Here is a 16,285-nt window from a genome sequence, read left to right on the forward strand (position 1 = left end):
AAGACAAAACAACCAAAAAAAACCAACCCCAAAAAAAACCCCCCCCCCCCCCCCCCCCCCCGCCGGCCCCCCCCCCCCCCCCCCCCCCCCCCCCGCGGCTGAGTGACGTCATGCAGGCTCGCGGGTCAGCGCGTCGCCGCCGCACGCAGTCGTACGTCCGCGCGGCGCTCGGCGGCGGCGTCGCCCTCCGCCTTCGCGCGCTCGAGCTCGCGCTCCACGCGCTGGACGTCGATCTCGTCCGACAGCTCGGCGATCTCGGCCAGCAGCGACAGCTTGTTGTCCGCGAACGAGATGAAACCGCCGTGCACCGCGGCGACGACCGTTCCACCATCACTCGTACGGATGGTCACCGGGCCCGACTCCAGCACACCGAGCAGCGGCTGGTGACCGGGCATGACGCCGATGTCGCCGGACGTGGTGCGCGCGACGACCAGGGTGGCCTCGCCGGACCAGACCTCTCGGTCGGCCGCAACCAGCGCGACGTGCAGCTCAGCAGCCAAGGTGGCTCCTCGGGTCACCACCCGGCGGGTCTTGCCGGGTGTTGGTTACAAGTCTAAGGGGCGTGCGTGAGGGGGCGGGACGCGCCCGCCCCCTCACCAGAACTCAGGGAGTTCAGGAGACGCCCAGCTCCTTGGCGTTGGCCTTCAGGTCCTCGATACCGCCACAGAGGAAGAACGCCTGCTCGGGGAAGTGGTCGTACTCGCCGTCGATGATCGCGTTGAACGCGGTGATCGACTCGTCCAGCGGGACGTCCGACCCGTCGACGCCGGTGAACTGCTTGGCGACGTGGGTGTTCTGGGACAGGAAGCGCTCCACGCGACGGGCACGGTGGACGGTGAGCTTGTCCTCCTCGCCCAGCTCGTCGATACCGAGGATCGCGATGATGTCCTGGAGGTCCTTGTACTTCTGCAGCACCGTCTTGACGCGCATCGCGGTGTTGTAGTGGTCCGCCGCGATGTAGCGCGGGTCCAGGATGCGGGACGTGGAGTCCAGCGGGTCCACGGCCGGGTAGATGCCCTTCTCCGAGATCGGACGGGAGAGCACCGTCGTCGCGTCGAGGTGGGCGAACGTGGTGGCCGGAGCCGGGTCGGTCAGGTCGTCCGCGGGGACGTAGATCGCCTGCATCGAGGTGATCGAGTGACCACGGGTCGAGGTGATGCGCTCCTGGAGGAGACCCATCTCGTCGGCCAGGTTCGGCTGGTAACCCACCGCGGAGGGCATCCGGCCGAGCAGGGTCGACACCTCGGAACCGGCCTGCGTGAAGCGGAAGATGTTGTCGATGAAGAACAGCACGTCCTGCTTCTGCACATCGCGGAAGTACTCCGCCATGGTCAGACCGGCCAGGGCCACGCGCAGACGGGTGCCCGGGGGCTCGTCCATCTGGCCGAAGACCAGGGCGGTCTTGTCGATGACGCCCGAGTCGGCCATCTCCTCGATGAGGTCGTTGCCCTCACGGGTGCGCTCACCGACACCGGCGAACACGGAGACACCGTCGTGGTTGTTGGCGACGCGGTAGATCATCTCCTGGATGAGCACCGTCTTGCCGACGCCGGCACCGCCGAACAGACCGATCTTGCCGCCCTTGACGTACGGGGTCAGCAGGTCGATGACCTTGACGCCGGTCTCGAACATCTCGGTCTTCGACTCGAGCTCGTCGAAGCGCGGGGCCTTGCGGTGGATGGACCAGCGCTCGCCCTCGTAGGTCTCGTCGACGTTCAGCACCTCACCGAGGGTGTTGAACACCTTGCCCTTGGTGAAGTCGCCGACCGGGACGGTGATGCCCGTACCCGTGTCGGTGACCGCGGCCTGGCGGACCAGACCGTCGGTGGGCTGCATCGAGATGGTGCGGACCAGGCCGTCACCCAGGTGCTGGGCGACCTCCAGGGTCAGCGTCTTCTTCTCGCCGGCGAGGGCCGGGTCGGCCACCTCGACGTGAAGGGCGTTGTAGATCTCCGGCATGGCGTCGACGGGGAATTCCACGTCGACGACCGGGCCGATGACCCGGGCGACGCGGCCCGTGGCAACGGCCGTCTCAACTGTCGTCGTCATTACCTGTCACTCCCCGCGGTCGCGTCGGCCAAGGCTGCGGAGCCACCGACGATCTCGCTGATTTCCTGGGTGATTTCGGCCTGGCGGGCCGCGTTGGCGAGGCGGGAGAGCGTCTCGATGAGCTCTCCGGCGTTGTCGGTCGCCGACTTCATCGCGCGCCGCGTGGCGGCGTGCTTCGAAGCTGCCGACTGGAGGAGAGCGTTGTAGACGCGGCTCTCCACATAGCGCGGCAGAAGGGCGTCGAGGACGTCCTCCGCCGAGGGCTCGAAGTCGTACAGCGGAAGGATCTCGCCCTTCGGCGCCGCGGACTCCGTGGCCACCTCGTCGAGGCTGAGCGGCAGCAGACGGTCGTCGAGCGCCGTCTGCGTCATCATCGAGACGAACTCGGTGAAGACGATGTGGATCTCGTCCACGCCGCCGTCCGCCGTGTCCTTCTCGATGGCCTCGATCAGGGGGGCCGCGACCTTCTTGGCGTCCGCGTACGACGGCTCGTCCGTGAAGCCCGACCACGACGACGCGACCTTGCGCTCGCGGAAGTTGTAGTGCGCGAGACCACGTCGGCCGACGATGTACGTGTCGACCTGCCTGCCCTCGGCCTCGAGGCGCGCCGTCAGCTGCTCCGCGGCCTTGATGGCGTTGGAGTTGAAGGCGCCGGCGAGACCACGGTCGCTCGTCAGGAGCAGCACCGCGGACCGCACGACCGTCTCGGCCTGCGTGGTCAGCGCGTGCTTCGTGTTCGAGCCGGTACCGACCGCCGTGACCGCGCGGGTGAGCTCGGTCGCGTACGGCGCGGAGGCCGCCACCTTGCGCTGCGCCTTGACGACACGCGAGGCGGCGATCATCTCCATCGCCTTGGTGATCTTCTTGGTCGCGGTGACGGATCGGATGCGACGCTTGTAGACCCGGAGCTGGGCTCCCATGAGTCAGGTCCCTTCCTTACGTCACTTGGCCGCGGCCGGGGCGTCCTCGCCGAGAAGCTTGCCGTCCGAGGTCTCGAACTGCTTCTTGAACTCGGCGATCGCGTCGGCAACAGCGATGAGGGTGTCGTCCGACATCTTGGCGCCCTCCTTGATGGAGGTCATGAGGCCCTGCTCCTTGCGGTGCAGGTACTCCAGCAGCTCCGTCTCGAAGCGGCGGATGTCGGCGACCGGAACGTCGTCCATCTTGCCGGTGGTGCCGGCCCACACGGAGACGACCTGGTCCTCGGTCCGCATCGGCTGGTACTGCGGCTGCTTGAGCAGCTCGACCAGGCGCTGGCCACGCTCCAGCTGGGACTTCGACGCGGCGTCCAGGTCGGAACCGAAGGCGGCGAAGGCCTCCAGCTCACGGTACTGGGCGAGGTCGAGGCGCAGTCGGCCGGACACCTGGCGCATCGCCTTGTGCTGGGCGGAGCCGCCGACGCGGGACACCGAGATACCGACGTTCAGGGCCGGACGCTGGCCGGCGTTGAACAGGTCGGACTCCAGGAAGCACTGGCCGTCGGTGATGGAGATGACGTTGGTCGGGATGAACGCCGAGACGTCGTTGGCCTTCGTCTCGACGATCGGCAGACCGGTCATCGAGCCGGCGCCCAGGTCGTCGGAGAGCTTCGCGCAGCGCTCCAGCAGACGGGAGTGCAGGTAGAAGACGTCACCCGGGTAGGCCTCACGGCCCGGCGGGCGGCGCAGCAGCAGCGACACGGCGCGGTAGGCGTCGGCCTGCTTCGAGAGGTCGTCGAAGATGATGAGGACGTGCTTGCCCTCGTACATCCACTGCTGACCGATGGCCGAACCGGTGTACGGCGCCAGGTACTTGAAGCCGGCCGGGTCGGACGCCGGGGCGGCGACGATGGTCGTGTACTCCAGCGCGCCGGCCTCTTCGAGGGCGCCACGCACGGAGGCGATGGTCGAGCCCTTCTGGCCGATGGCGACGTAGACGCAGCGGACCTGCTTCTTCACGTCACCGGAGCGCCAGTTGTCACGCTGGTTGATGATCGTGTCGACGGCCAGGGCGGTCTTGCCGGTCTGGCGGTCACCGATGATCAGCTGACGCTGACCACGGCCGATCGGGGTCATCGCGTCGACGGCCTTGTAGCCGGTCTCCATCGGCTCGTGCACCGACTTACGGGCCATGACACCCGGAGCCTGGAGCTCCAGGGCACGGCGGCCGGACGTCTCGATCTCGCCGAGGCCGTCGATCGGGTTGCCGAGCGGGTCGACGACGCGGCCGAGGTAGCCCTCGCCCACCGCGACCGACAGGACCTCACCGGTACGGGTGACCGGCTGGCCCTCCTCGATACCGCTGAACTCACCGAGGACGACGGCGCCGATCTCGCGCTCTTCCAGGTTGAGCGCGAGGCCGAGGGTGCCGTCCTCGAACTTCAGCAGTTCGTTGGCCATGGCCGAGGGCAGGCCCTCGACCTTCGCGATGCCGTCGCCGGCAAGGGTGACCGTACCGACCTCCTCGCGCGAGGCCGCGTCCGGCTTGTACGACTGGACAAAGTTCTCCAGCGCGTCCCGGATCTCCTCCGGCCGGATCGTGAGCTCCGCCATCTGGGTTCCCTGCTCTCCTTGTTGGGCCCGAAGTTTCACTTTGGGGGGATGGGGACTCCCCCCTGAAAGAGGTGAATCCTCTGCACGGCCCAACCAGGGCCGCCATCAGTTCGTACTGCGGTCTTGAGTTGCTGCTAGCTCGCCATGCGGCGGGCGGCGTCCTCGATGCGGTCCGCGAGGGAGCCGTTGATCACCTCGTCGCCGACCTGCACCCGGATCCCGCCGAGGACCTCGGGGTCCACGTCGAGGTTGAGGTGCATCGGGCGGCCGTAGAGCTTCGCGAGGGCGGCGCCGAGGCGCTGCTTCTGCGGGTCGCTCAGCGGCAGTGCCGAGGTGACGACGGCGACCATGCGGTCCCGGCGCTCCGCGGCGAGCTTGGACAGGGCCTCGAGGCCCGCTTCCAGGCTACGTCCCCGGGGCGCGGTCACGAGGCGCGTCACCAGTCGCTCGGTGGCCGCGTCGGCCCGGCCGCCGAGCAGGCTGCTCAGCAGCTCGCTCTTGGCCGAGACGGTGGCCTTCCGGTCGGTCAGTGCGGCGCGCAGCCCGGTGCTGGAGGAGACGATCCGCCCGAAGCGGAACAGCTCGTCCTCGACGTCGTCGAGCGTGCCGGCCTGCTGTGCGGCGGTGAGGTCGGCGATGTTCGCCAGCTCCTCCAGCACGTCCACCAGGTCGCGGGACTGCGACCAGCGGGAACGCACCGTGCCGGACACCAGATCGGCGGTGGTGGCGCTGATCTGGGCGCCGAGGAGGCGCTGGACCAGGTCGGCCTTGGCGTCGCCCGCCTGCGCCGGGTCGGTGAAGACCCTGCGCAGGCCGACCTCGCGGTCGAGCAGCGCGGTGACGGCCGCCAGCTCGCCGGCCAGCTGCGCCGCGTCCACGGACGTGGAGTCCGTGAGCGCGTCGAGACGCTCACGGGCTGCTGCGAATGCCTCGCGGCTCGCTCCGTGTGCGGTCATCGAGACGCCTCGGCCTTCTCCTCGAGCTCGTCGAGGAAGCGGTCGATGACGCGGCTCTGGCGGGCGTGGTCCTCGAGGGACTCGCCGACGAGCTTGCCGGCCAGTTCAGTGGCGAGCTTGCCGACGTCCTGACGCAGCGCGGACGCGGCGGCCTTGCGGTCCGCCTCGATCTGGCTGTGTCCGGCGGCGACGATCTCCTCGCGCTGGCGCTGGCCTTCCGCGCGCATCTCTGTGATGAGCGCGGCGCCCTGCTCCTGTGCCTCCTGGCGCAGTCGCGCGGCCTCGTGACGGGCCTCGGCAAGCTGTGCCTTGTACTGCTCCAGAACGCTCTGAGCCTCGGTCCGAGCAATCTCGGCCTGTTCGATCCCGCCCTCGATGGCGTCGCGGCGCTCTTCCAGAACCTTGTTGATGTTCGGAAGGAGCTTCTTGCCCAGGACGAAGAACACGATCGCGAACGCGATCAGACCGATGACGAGCTCGGGGATCTCCGGGATCAGAGGATTCTGGGACTCCTCCTCAGCCGCGATTTGCAGCAAGGGCGAGATCACATCAGTTCCTTCCGTGGAATTCTCTCGTCGGCCGAGACCGTCAGGCAGACGGGTAGACGAAGCCCATGACCAGACCGATCAGGGCGAGCGCCTCACAGAGCACGAAGCCGAGGATCTGGTTCTGGCGGATGAGGCCGGCGGCCTCGGGCTGGCGGGCCAGCGCCTGGGTGCCGTTACCGAAGATGATGCCAACGCCGACGCCGGGGCCGATGGCCGCGAGACCGTAGCCGATGGCAGCGAGGTTGCCCTTGATTTCGACCGCGGCGAGGGTGTCGAGAGCGGACATGCCGTAACTTCCTTCTCTTTACACAGGCCGGTGGGGGTTGGCCACCGGAAGTTCAGGGGATGGTGATCAGCGTGCTCAGTGGTGCTCGGCGAGCGCGCCCTGGATGTAGCTGGAGGACAGGAGGATGAAGACGTAGGCCTGGAGGGCCTGGATGAACAGCTCGAAGACCGTCATCACGAGCACCATCAGGAACGAGACCGCCGAGTAGGCGATGCCGATGCCGTTGAGCAGGTACCAGGTTCCGATGGTGAAGATCAGGATCAGCACGTGGCCGGCGAACATGTTGGCGAAGAGCCGGACGGCGTGCGTGAAGGGCCGGATGAACACGTTCGAGAGGAACTCGAAGAACATGACCATCGGGAACACGGGGCCGAGCGAACGGTCGTAGCCGGTGATGTTCTTGAAGCCGCCGACGAAGCCGTGGCGCTTGAACGTGATGCTCATCCACACGATGTAGACGAGCGCGGCGAGACCGGCCGGGAAGGCGATGACCGCCGTGGCCGGGAACTGGGCGACCGGGACGATCGACCAGAGGTTCATGATCCAGATGAAGAAGAACAGCGAGAACATCAGCGGGACGTACTTCTCGCCCTCGCGCTTGCCGATCGTCTCGTAGACGACCCCGCGGCGTACGAAGTCGTAGCCGGCCTCGCCGATCATCTGGAGCTTGCCCGGAACCAGCTTCGGCTTGTTGAAGGCGGCCCAGAAGAATCCGATGACGAGGACGGTGCTCACCAGCGAGAGCAGCATCGGCTTGTTGAATTCGATGCCGCCGACGGTGAAGAGCGGCTCGAACATGAACGAGTGCAGGCCGGGGGTCGGGAAACCGCACCCGTCGAAAATATGACAGTCGGTCTCGAAGGCGAGCGTCTTGGCGTTACTCACCGCGAGCTCCTTCAGCGTGGCGCATGGGTACGGCAACCTCGATGTGTCGGCGCGGCCTGCGACCGCGGGACGGCACTGGACTGGACTTGCGGATAAGGGGGCGGCGACTGGGCTCCGAACCGTGAGACGTCACAGGCACGCTTGCCGCCCGCGCCAGCTCTGCCGCAGTTGTGGCGAGACCATAGCAAAAGAGCGGAAGTCCCTTTACACCGGCCCTACAGGTCACGACGACGTCCGAGCGGAATCCGGCTCGACGTAGAGGATCTTGGCTTTCATGTGCGAGCGCACCTGGGCCGCCATCCACACCAGGGTGGACGCGAGCAGCGTGAAGGCGAAGCATTTCGGGTTGAAGGCCGAGGTCCCCTTGAACGTGATCAGCACGATCATCAGCAGCAGGATCTGGGTGGTGTAGAGCAACAGCCCCATCGACTGGAACAGATGAGGAAGTTGGCGCGCGGTGCGCAGCAGCACCACCAGTCCGCCGCCCATGAACAGCAGCACGAGTACCGCGCCGAGGACGGCGCCGAGCGCTCCCTTGCCGCCGGCAACGGCGGCGCTCACCGCGACTCCCGCCGCACCCGCGAGCGCGGTGGGCAGGGCACAGTGCAGGAGCGTTCGTACGTCGTTGGACTGCATGGCGGCAACTCCGCATTCAAGGGGGGCAGGTGTCGTCATGGACGAGCGTAGTCCCGGCCCGAGGGGCGAGAGACCTCACGCCACCTCGCTCCGAAAGACCGTCGCACTGAGGCCTTTCGGCTCTATCCGGGGGTTCTCGTGAACCGTATCACAAACTATTTGATGAGGTCTTTACCTGGAAGGTGTGCTCGGCGTCACACATGAGAGTGACAGTGCGCGTCTGTGCAGGAACCGGGGGAGGTTGTCTGGTAATGGGGGACTTTGCCCCCTCCCGCTTCTCCCACGAGTTGGCAATGCTCTAGTCAGATTCTTACCTTGGAGCTGCGGCGGCCACCGATCGCGGTCGCCCCGTTGACCCTCGCCACACCCACCCCGACCGGCGTCTGCGGCTCCTCGGCGACGGCGGCCGGACAGAGCGCGGGCTGCTCCTGCGCGGCGGCCACGGCGGCACGACGGCGTCGGTAGCGCGGCGGGACGAAGGCCTCGGCCCAACGCGGCGCACGCGGCGTGAAGCGCGGAAGCAGAAGCAGCGCCAGCCCGATCGCACTGAGGAACACCACACCCAGCACGATCCACATGGAAGCCGAGTTGACCGAATAGGCGAGCGCCCCGAACCCGATCAACGCCGACCAGAAGTACATGATCAGCACCGCGCGGCTGTGCGAGTGGCCGATCTCCAGCAGCCGGTGGTGCAGATGCCCGCGGTCCGCCGCGAACGGCGACTTGCCGCGCCAGGTGCGGCGCACGATCGCCAGGATCAGGTCGGCGGCCGGGATCGCGATGATCGTCAGCGGCATCAGCAGCGGGATGTAGACCGGCACCATCTGGTGGACCGCGTTGCGCTCGGACCCGGAGAACAGCTTCATCACATCGGGGTCGACCTGGCCCGTCACGGAGATCGCGCCCGCGGCCAGCACCAGCCCGATCAGCATCGAGCCCGAGTCACCCATGAAGATCCGCGCCGGATGCATGTTGTGCGGCAGGAAGCCCAGACACATCCCCATCAGGATCGCCGCGAACAGCGTCGCCGGGGCGGCGGCCTCGATGCCGTACGAGTACCAGATGCGGTAGGCGTACATGAAGAACGCGGCCGCCGCGATGCACACCATGCCGGCGGCGAGACCGTCGAGGCCGTCGACGAAGTTGACCGCGTTGATGGTGATGACGACCAGGGCCACCGTGAGCAGGGTGCCCTGCCACTGGGTCAGCGCGACCGTGCCCACGGTCGGGATGGGCAGCCACAGGATCGTCAGACCCTGCATCACCATCACACCCGCGGCGATCATCTGCGCGCCCAGCTTGATCAGGGCGTCGATCTCGAACTTGTCGTCCAGGACGCCGATCAGCCAGATCAGCGCGGCTCCCGAGAGCAGGGCGCGCGGCTCGTTCGACTTCTCGAAGACCTCGTTGAGGTTGGTGAGATGGTCGGCGACCAGCAGACCGGCGCACAGGCCGAAGAACATGGCGATCCCGCCGAGTCGCGGAGTCGGTTCCCGGTGCACGTCACGGGCCCTGATCTCCGGCATCGCTCCGGCCACGATCGCGAACTTCCGTACCGGCCCGGTCAGCAGATACGTCACCGCGGCCGTGATGCAGAGCGTCAGCAGGTATTCACGCACAGGCTTCCCCACAGGTCTCGCTGGCCATCTCAGTCCCACACCCTAGCGATCGACTCCTACACGGCGCATATGTGTGAGGACTTCCGGGTAGTGACGATGGTTTCACGTGAGGCTGTGCGAAGCGGCGTACGGGGGGTGCGCCCCAGGGTGTGCACGGGGCGCGCCTACCCCGGTTCAGCCCGGATACGGCGGAAACGCCAGGCTCAGCTCGCGCACCTCGTCGCGGGCCTTCTTCGCCTCGATCTCCTCCCGCAGCACCCCCGCCAGCAGCGCCGCGACCCGGGTCATCTCCTGCTCCCCCATGCCCTGCGTGGTCACCGCGGCGGTGCCCAGACGCAGGCCACGGGCGTGATCGTGCGGCAGCGCGCAGCAGTCCAGGACCATTCCGGCGGCCGCGAGCAGACCCCGCGCCACGCGCCCGTCGACCCCGAGGGGCGCCGGGTCGGCGGTGATGAGATGGGTGTCGGTACCGCCGGTCGTGACGACCAGCCCCTCCCCCTCCAGGGCGGCCGCGAGAACCCTCGCGTTGGCGACGACCTGATGGGCGTACGCCGAGAACGCCGGGGTTGCCGCCTCGCCGAACGCGACCGCCTTCGCGGCGATCGTGTGCATCTGCGCGCCGCCCTGCGTGAACGGGAACACGGCCCGGTCGACCCGTTCGGCGAGTTCGCTCCCGCAGAGGATCATCCCGCCGCGCGGCCCCCGCAGGACCTTGTGCGTGGTGGCGCACACGATGTCGGCGTACGGCACCGGGCTGGGCGCCGCTCCCCCGGCGACCAGGCCGATGGGGTGGGCGGCGTCGGCGATGAGATAGGCGCCGACCTCGTCGGCCACCTCCCGGAAGAAGGCGTGGTCGAGATGGCGCGGGTAGGCGATGGAGCCGCACACGATCGCCTTGGGCCGATGGCTGCGGGCCAGCGTCCGCACCTGGTCGTGGTCGATGAGCCCGGTCTCCGCGTCCACCCCGTAGGGCACGAAGTCGAACCAGCGCCCGGAGAAGTTCGCCGGCGAACCGTGCGTGAGATGACCGCCGTAGGGCAGCCCGAGCGCGAGGACGGTGTCGCCGGGCCGCAGCAGCGCCGCGTAGGCGGCCAGCATGGCGGACGATCCCGAGTGGGCCTGGACGTTGGCGTGTTCGGCGCCGAACAGCGCCTTGGCGCGGTCCACGGCGATGCGCTCGGCGACGTCCACGATCTCGCAGCCGCCGTGGTAGCGGGCCCCCGGATACCCTTCCGCGTACTTGTTGGCGAGGGGCGAGCCGAGAGCGGCCAGCACGGCGGGCGAGCTGAAGTTCTCCGCGGCGACCAACTGCAGCGTCGTCGCCTGCCGCTCCCGTTCCCCGAGCAGGATCTCGGCCAGCTCGGGGTCCTGCCGGCGCAGGACATCGGCCTCGGGGGCATGGGTGACCGACATATGACACTCCGGGCGTCGACGGTGACGTACGTCCAATGTAGGCCCGGGGAGGGTGAGGTGCGCGGCTTGTTGCACCCAAGCGCGCACCGCGCCCCCTGTCGTCACCGCCGGGTGCCCTCCCCGCCCCCCGTCAGGTCCGCGCCGGCACTCCCGTGAGTGCTGTCACCACCGGGATCCATCCCCGAACGCACCCCTCGCACCGCTCGGCCCCTGCGGGCCTCCCGGGCAGCGGGCCGCTGCGGCGGCCTCCGACCGCCGGCTCCACCCGCCCGCCTCAGGTCCGCGCCGGCACTCCCGTGAGTGCTGTCACCACCGGGTCCAGGGCCTGGTGTATTTCGTCGCCGATCGAGCGGAAGAAGGGGAGGGGGGCGCCGTAGGGGTCGTAGACCTCGTCCGCTTCCAGGGTGGGGGCCAGGAGCCACCCGCGTAGCGCGGCCGCCGCGCGGACCAGGGCACGGGCGCGCATCACCACGCCCTCGTCGAGCGGGGGCAGCGTGGCGGGGTCGATGGCGTTCACCAGGCGGGTGAACTCCTTGAGGGTGAAGGTGCGCAGGCCCGCCGAGTGGCCCATGGAGATGACCTGGGCGCGGTGGTCACGAGTCGCCGTCAGGACCAGATCGGCCATGATGACGTGCTCGTCGAGGAGCTCGCGGCCGGTGAACCCGGTCGCGTCCGCGCCGAAGTCGGCCAGCACGGTCTCCGCGTTGGCCTCCATCGGCGCGCCCTCGTGGCCCCAGGTGCCCGCACTCTCCACGATCAGCCCGCCGCCCAGCACCCCGAGTCGCTGCGACACGAAATGCCTGGTCAGCCGCTCGGTGATCGGCGAGCGGCAGACGTTGCCGGTGCTGACGTGGAGGATGCGGAAGGTGTCGCGCGGAAACCCGAACGTCGTCGTCTGTTCCGCGGCACGTTCCCCGTTGCCTATGCCACGCCCCGCGTCAGGGGCTGTCAATTCGCCACCTCGAGGTCGGGTACGACCTTGCGCAGCTCGTCCGCGGAGATCGCGCCCGCACGCAGCAGCAGCGGCACCTCACGGCTGACGTCGACGATCGACGACGGGACGTTGCCGGGGGTCGGGCCGCCGTCGAGGTACACGGAGACCGAGTCGCCGAGCATCTCCTGCGCGTAGTCGCAGTTCTCCGGCGCCGGGTGGCCGGTGAGGTTGGCGGAGGACACCGCCATCGGGCCGACCTCCGTCAGCAGCTCGATGGCGACCGGGTGCAGCGGCATGCGCACGGCGACCGTGCCACGGGTGTCGCCGAGGTCCCACTGCAGGGACGGCTGGTGCTTGGCGACGAGCGTCAAGGCGCCCGGCCAGAACGCGTCGACCAGCTCCCAGGCCAGCTCGGAGAAGTCCGTGACGAGACCGTGCAGCGTGTTCGGGGAGCCGATGAGGACGGGGGTGGGCATGTTGCGGCCCCGGCCCTTGGCCTCCAGCAGGTCGGCGACGGCCTCCGAGGAGAACGCGTCGGCGCCGATGCCGTACACCGTGTCGGTCGGGAGGACCACGAGCTCGCCACGGCGGACGGCGGAGGCTGCCTCGCGCAGACCGGTCACGCGGTCGGTCGCGTCGTTGGTGTCGTATCGCCGTGCCATTTAGCGAGCCTCCTCGTACACGTACTGCTGCGGGTCGAACGTATGGGGCGCGCTCACGGCATCGCCCTGCGGGCGGTGGCGAAGCGCGGACGGTTGTTGAGGTCGGGGTGGTCGGCCGCGTCGGCCCAGCCCCGCTCCTCGGTGAAGATCCACGGCACCTGGCCGCCCTGTGTGTCGGCGTGCTCGATGACGACGACGCCGCCCGGACGCAGCAGCCGGTGCGCGGTGCGCTCGATGCCGCGGATCAGGTCGAGGCCGTCCTCGCCCGAGAACAGGGCGAGTTCGGGATCGTAGTCCCGGGCCTCCGGCGCCACGTACTCCCACTCCGTGAGCGGGATGTACGGCGGGTTGGAAATGACCAGGTCGACCTGGCCGTCGAGGTCGTGGAAGGCGTCCAGGGCGTCTCCCTGACGCAGGTCGACCCTGGACCCCTCCATGTTCTTCCGCGTCCAGCGCAGGGCGTCCTCGGACAGCTCCACGGCGTGCACACGCGAGCGCGGCACCTCCTGGGCGAGGGCGAGCGCGATGGCGCCGCTGCCGGTGCACAGGTCGACGATGCGGGGCTCGACGACGTCCATGGCGCGTACGGCGTCTATGGCCCAGCCGACCACGGACTCGGTCTCGGGGCGCGGCACGAAGACCCCGGGCCCGACCTGGAGCTCCAGATACCGGAAGAAGGCCCGCCCGGTGATGTGCTGCAGCGGCTCGCGCTGCTCACGCCGGGCGATGACCTCCCAGTAACGGGCGTCGAAGTCGGAGTTCTTCACGGAGTGGAGTTCACCGCGCTTCACGCCGTGCACGAACGCGGCGAGCTCCTCCGCGTCGTTGCGCGGCGAGGGCACGCCGGCGTCGGCCAGCCGCTGGGTGGCCTGGGCCACCTCTGCGAGCAGCAGGTTCACGCAAGTCCTCCGTGTCGTACTCGTCGTGCGTACGTCCTACAACGCTTACGCGGCTGCGAGCTTGGCGGCCGAGTCCGCGTCGACGCAGGCCTGGATCACCGCGTCGAGATCGCCGTCCAGGACCTGGTCCAGGTTGTACGACTTGAAGCCGACCCGGTGGTCCGAGATGCGGTTCTCCGGGAAGTTGTACGTGCGGATCTTCTCGGAGCGGTCGACCGTGCGGACCTGGCTGCGGCGGGCGTCGGCGGCCTCCCGCTCCGCTTCCTCCTGCGCCGCCGCGAGCAGCCTGGAGCGCAGGATACGCATCGCCTGCTCCTTGTTCTGCAGCTGACTCTTCTCGTTCTGACAGGAGGCGACGACTCCGGTCGGAATGTGCGTGATGCGCACGGCGGAGTCGGTGGTGTTGACGGACTGCCCGCCGGGGCCGGAGGACCGGTAGACGTCGATGCGCAGGTCGTTGGCATTGATCTCGACGTCGACCTCCTCGGCCTCGGGCGTCACGAGCACACCGGCGGCGGAGGTGTGGATCCGGCCCTGGGACTCGGTCGCGGGCACCCGCTGCACCCGGTGCACGCCGCCCTCGTACTTCAGCCGTGCCCACACGCCCTGTCCGGGCTCGGTCGCGCCCTGACCGCCCTTGGTCTTCACGGCGACCTGGACGTCCTTGTAGCCGCCCAGCTCGGACTCGGTGGCGTCGATGATCTCGGTCTTCCAGCCGACGCGCTCCGCGTAGCGGAGATACATGCGCAGCAGGTCGCCCGCGAACAGAGCGGACTCGTCACCGCCGGCGCCGGCCTTGATCTCCAGGATGACGTCCTTGTCGTCGGACGGGTCCCGGGGGACGAGCAGCAGCCGCAGCTTCTCGGTCAGCTCCTCGCGCTGCTTCTCCAACTCCTTGACCTCGGCGGCGAAGTCGGGGTCGTCGGCGATGAACTCGCGGGCGGTCTCGATGTCGTCGCCGGTCTGCTTCCAGGAGCGGTACGTGCCGACGATGGGGGTCAGCTCGGCGTAGCGCTTGTTCAGCTTGCGCGCGTTGGCCTGGTCGGCGAAGACCGACGGGTCGGCGAGCTTCTTCTCCAGGTCGGCGTGCTCACCGAGCAGTTCCTCGACGGCCTCGAACATGGTGGGCTCCTGATGACGTACGTGGGGGAAGGGCGGGCGACCAAAAACGCCGGTCCCGGTGTGCCCCTGGGCGGGGACACGACCGTGGACCGGCGCTTGGGGCTCGCTACTTCTTGGAGCCTGCGGCGGCCTTGCCGAAGCGGGCCTCGAAGCGGGCCACACGGCCACCGGTGTCGAGGATCTTCTGCTTGCCCGTGTAGAACGGGTGGCACTCGGAGCAGACGTCGGCGCGGATGGCACCGCTCTCGATCGTGCTACGGGTGGTGAACGAGGCGCCACAGGTGCAGCTGACCTGCGTCTCGACGTACTCGGGGTGGATGTCGCGCTTCAAGGTGTCTCCTAGTTTCGGGAGGGCGCCGGGTCGCTGCCGCGGGATACGACAAACGTGAACCGGAGCCGACGTACCAGTCTGCCAGCACTGGCCGCATCCCCCAAAACCGGGGGCGGGTGTCATCTATTCCCTGGGGGTGGTGCGCGGTCCGAGGCGGCTTCCCCGTGGACGGCAGCCCGATCTCCACGTATGACGTCACGATGTCACGACGCCCGCTGCCTCGCCCGTGGCGTTGCCTTCCGTGGCTGTCTTCGGGATGGCCTGGTCGTTCTTGAGGGCCGTCCAGACCTGCTTGGCCTTCGTCTCGGCGACGATGACCCGGTTGGGGTTGGAGGGGTCGTACCGGACCGGCATCGTGACCATGTTCATGTTGGTCGAGCTGATGCCCTTGAGGCCGTTCGCGAAGGACATCAGGGAGTTCAGCGAGCCGAGGTCGGAGTCGGTCGTGACGGCCTTGGTGGCGGTGTTGGCGAGGTCGTACAGCTTGGTGCCGCTGCTGAACAGGCCGATGTGCTTCACCTGGTTGACCAGGGCCTTGATGAACGCCTGCTGAAGCTGGATGCGGCCCAGGTCGGAGCCGTCGCCGACGCCGTGCCGGGTGCGGACCAGGCCGAGGGCCTGCTTGCCGGTGAGCGTGTGCGTGCCGGCCTTGAGGTTCAGATGGCTGTCGGAGTCCTTGATGGCCTTGGTCGTGGTGACCTGGACGCCGCCGAGTTCGTCGATGAGCTTCTCGAAGCCCGAGAAGTCGACCTCCAGGTAGTGGTCCATACGGACGCCGCTGATCGACTCGACCGTCTTCACCGCACAGGCCGCGCCACCGGTCGAGTACGCCGAGTTGAACATGACGTCGGAGGCGGCGTCGTGGGTGACGCCCTTGGTGTCGGTGCACGAGGGGCGGTCTATGAGGGTGTCGCGCGGTATGGAGACCACGCTGGCCTTCTGGTGGCCCTCGTACACGTGGATGATCATCGCGGTGTCGGAGCGGGCGCTGCCGTCGTCGGTGCCGCCGCCGAGCTGCTTGTTGGCGCCGGAGCGGGTGTCCGAGCCGAGGACCAGGATGTTCTCGGAGCCGTTGTCGACCTTGGTCGGTCGGTCGGTGCCCAGCGCCTGGTCGATGTCGACGCTCTTGATGTTGCCGTTGAGCTTGAAGTACAGGTAGCCCATACCCGTGCCGCCCAGCACGACGATGCCCGCGGCCGTCCACGCGGCGATCAGCAGCCCCTTGCGCCTGCCCCGCTCCTTGCGGTGGCGCGGACCGTTGCTGTCGGCCGCCCCGCTCGTTGTGCCGGCCTCACCCGGTATGCCGGGCTCCGGCGTGCTCTCGGCGGACACTTTGCTCCTCTGTTGTCGTGCAACCTCACCATCGTCACTCCGCCAGGTCAGACGGGGAAACTCGGGACAGGGTTGCACAACG

Annotated in this window: 17 protein-coding genes; all 17 read right to left on the reverse strand. The window is 68.5% G+C overall.

Annotated features, from left to right (window positions below):
- Positions 1 to 125: 125 nt before the first annotated feature.
- The gene (locus ACIBTS_RS33150) at positions 126 to 500 is read right to left on the reverse strand and encodes a F0F1 ATP synthase subunit epsilon (RefSeq protein ID WP_079659511.1); all 375 of its coding nucleotides are present in this window, start codon (positions 498 to 500) and stop codon (positions 126 to 128) included.
- A 112-nt stretch (positions 501 to 612) separates the two neighbouring features.
- The gene (gene atpD / locus ACIBTS_RS33155; RefSeq protein WP_319676024.1) at positions 613 to 2,049 is read right to left on the reverse strand and encodes a F0F1 ATP synthase subunit beta; all 1,437 of its coding nucleotides are present in this window, start codon (positions 2,047 to 2,049) and stop codon (positions 613 to 615) included.
- The gene (locus tag ACIBTS_RS33160; protein WP_399324351.1) at positions 2,049 to 2,969 is read right to left on the reverse strand and encodes a F0F1 ATP synthase subunit gamma; all 921 of its coding nucleotides are present in this window, start codon (positions 2,967 to 2,969) and stop codon (positions 2,049 to 2,051) included. The genes atpD and ACIBTS_RS33160 overlap by 1 nt, the downstream gene beginning before the upstream one ends.
- A gap of 21 nt (positions 2,970 to 2,990) precedes the next feature.
- Positions 2,991 to 4,580 (reverse strand): F0F1 ATP synthase subunit alpha, encoded by a 1,590-nt coding sequence (gene atpA, locus ACIBTS_RS33165; RefSeq protein WP_079659514.1) that lies wholly within the window; start codon positions 4,578 to 4,580, stop codon positions 2,991 to 2,993.
- 134 nt (positions 4,581 to 4,714) lie between these two features.
- Positions 4,715 to 5,536 carry a F0F1 ATP synthase subunit delta gene (locus ACIBTS_RS33170; protein ID WP_399324353.1) on the reverse strand — a complete coding sequence of 274 codons (822 nt, stop codon included), beginning with the start codon at positions 5,534 to 5,536 and terminating at the stop codon, positions 4,715 to 4,717.
- A complete protein-coding gene (locus ACIBTS_RS33175) occupies positions 5,533 to 6,084 on the reverse strand; it encodes a F0F1 ATP synthase subunit B (RefSeq protein WP_079659516.1) in 552 nt (183 codons plus the stop codon). The genes ACIBTS_RS33170 and ACIBTS_RS33175 overlap by 4 nt, the downstream gene beginning before the upstream one ends.
- Positions 6,085 to 6,124: 40 nt before the next feature.
- Entirely contained in the window at positions 6,125 to 6,370 is a 246-nt protein-coding gene (gene atpE / locus ACIBTS_RS33180) for an ATP synthase F0 subunit C (RefSeq protein ID WP_067259277.1), read from the reverse strand.
- Positions 6,371 to 6,445: 75 nt separating this feature from the next.
- Complete coding sequence (gene atpB / locus ACIBTS_RS33185) at positions 6,446 to 7,255, reverse strand: F0F1 ATP synthase subunit A (RefSeq protein ID WP_079659517.1); 810 nt, start codon at positions 7,253 to 7,255, stop codon at positions 6,446 to 6,448.
- A gap of 222 nt (positions 7,256 to 7,477) precedes the next feature.
- Positions 7,478 to 7,891: a hypothetical protein gene (locus ACIBTS_RS33190; RefSeq protein WP_079659518.1), complete on the reverse strand. Its 414-nt coding sequence runs from the start codon at positions 7,889 to 7,891 to the stop codon at positions 7,478 to 7,480.
- Between the two features lie 302 nt (positions 7,892 to 8,193).
- Positions 8,194 to 9,510: an MraY family glycosyltransferase gene (locus ACIBTS_RS33195; RefSeq protein ID WP_399324356.1), complete on the reverse strand. Its 1,317-nt coding sequence runs from the start codon at positions 9,508 to 9,510 to the stop codon at positions 8,194 to 8,196.
- 174 nt (positions 9,511 to 9,684) lie between these two features.
- Entirely contained in the window at positions 9,685 to 10,923 is a 1,239-nt protein-coding gene (glyA, locus tag ACIBTS_RS33200; RefSeq protein WP_399324358.1) for a serine hydroxymethyltransferase, read from the reverse strand.
- A gap of 274 nt (positions 10,924 to 11,197) precedes the next feature.
- Complete coding sequence (locus ACIBTS_RS33205) at positions 11,198 to 11,875, reverse strand: protein-tyrosine-phosphatase (RefSeq protein WP_319675502.1); 678 nt, start codon at positions 11,873 to 11,875, stop codon at positions 11,198 to 11,200.
- On the reverse strand, positions 11,872 to 12,519 hold the full coding sequence (locus ACIBTS_RS33210) for an L-threonylcarbamoyladenylate synthase (protein WP_319675503.1): 648 nt from the start codon (positions 12,517 to 12,519) through the stop codon (positions 11,872 to 11,874). Before ACIBTS_RS33210 ends, ACIBTS_RS33205 begins: the two co-directional genes overlap by 4 nt.
- Before the next feature lie 53 nt (positions 12,520 to 12,572).
- Positions 12,573 to 13,418: a peptide chain release factor N(5)-glutamine methyltransferase gene (prmC, locus tag ACIBTS_RS33215; protein WP_079659525.1), complete on the reverse strand. Its 846-nt coding sequence runs from the start codon at positions 13,416 to 13,418 to the stop codon at positions 12,573 to 12,575.
- Positions 13,419 to 13,463: 45 nt separating this feature from the next.
- A complete protein-coding gene (gene prfA, locus ACIBTS_RS33220) occupies positions 13,464 to 14,540 on the reverse strand; it encodes a peptide chain release factor 1 (RefSeq protein ID WP_079659526.1) in 1,077 nt (358 codons plus the stop codon).
- Positions 14,541 to 14,646: 106 nt separating this feature from the next.
- Positions 14,647 to 14,871 (reverse strand): 50S ribosomal protein L31, encoded by a 225-nt coding sequence (gene rpmE, locus ACIBTS_RS33225; protein WP_079659527.1) that lies wholly within the window; start codon positions 14,869 to 14,871, stop codon positions 14,647 to 14,649.
- A gap of 195 nt (positions 14,872 to 15,066) precedes the next feature.
- Entirely contained in the window at positions 15,067 to 16,203 is a 1,137-nt protein-coding gene (locus ACIBTS_RS33230) for an LCP family protein (protein ID WP_399324361.1), read from the reverse strand.
- Between the last annotated feature and the right edge of the window lie 82 nt (positions 16,204 to 16,285).

Origin of the sequence: Streptomyces sp. NPDC050121 (assembly GCF_044460385.1) — a bacterium.
GTDB classification, from domain to species: Bacteria; Actinomycetota; Actinomycetes; order Streptomycetales; family Streptomycetaceae; genus Streptomyces; species Streptomyces soliscabiei.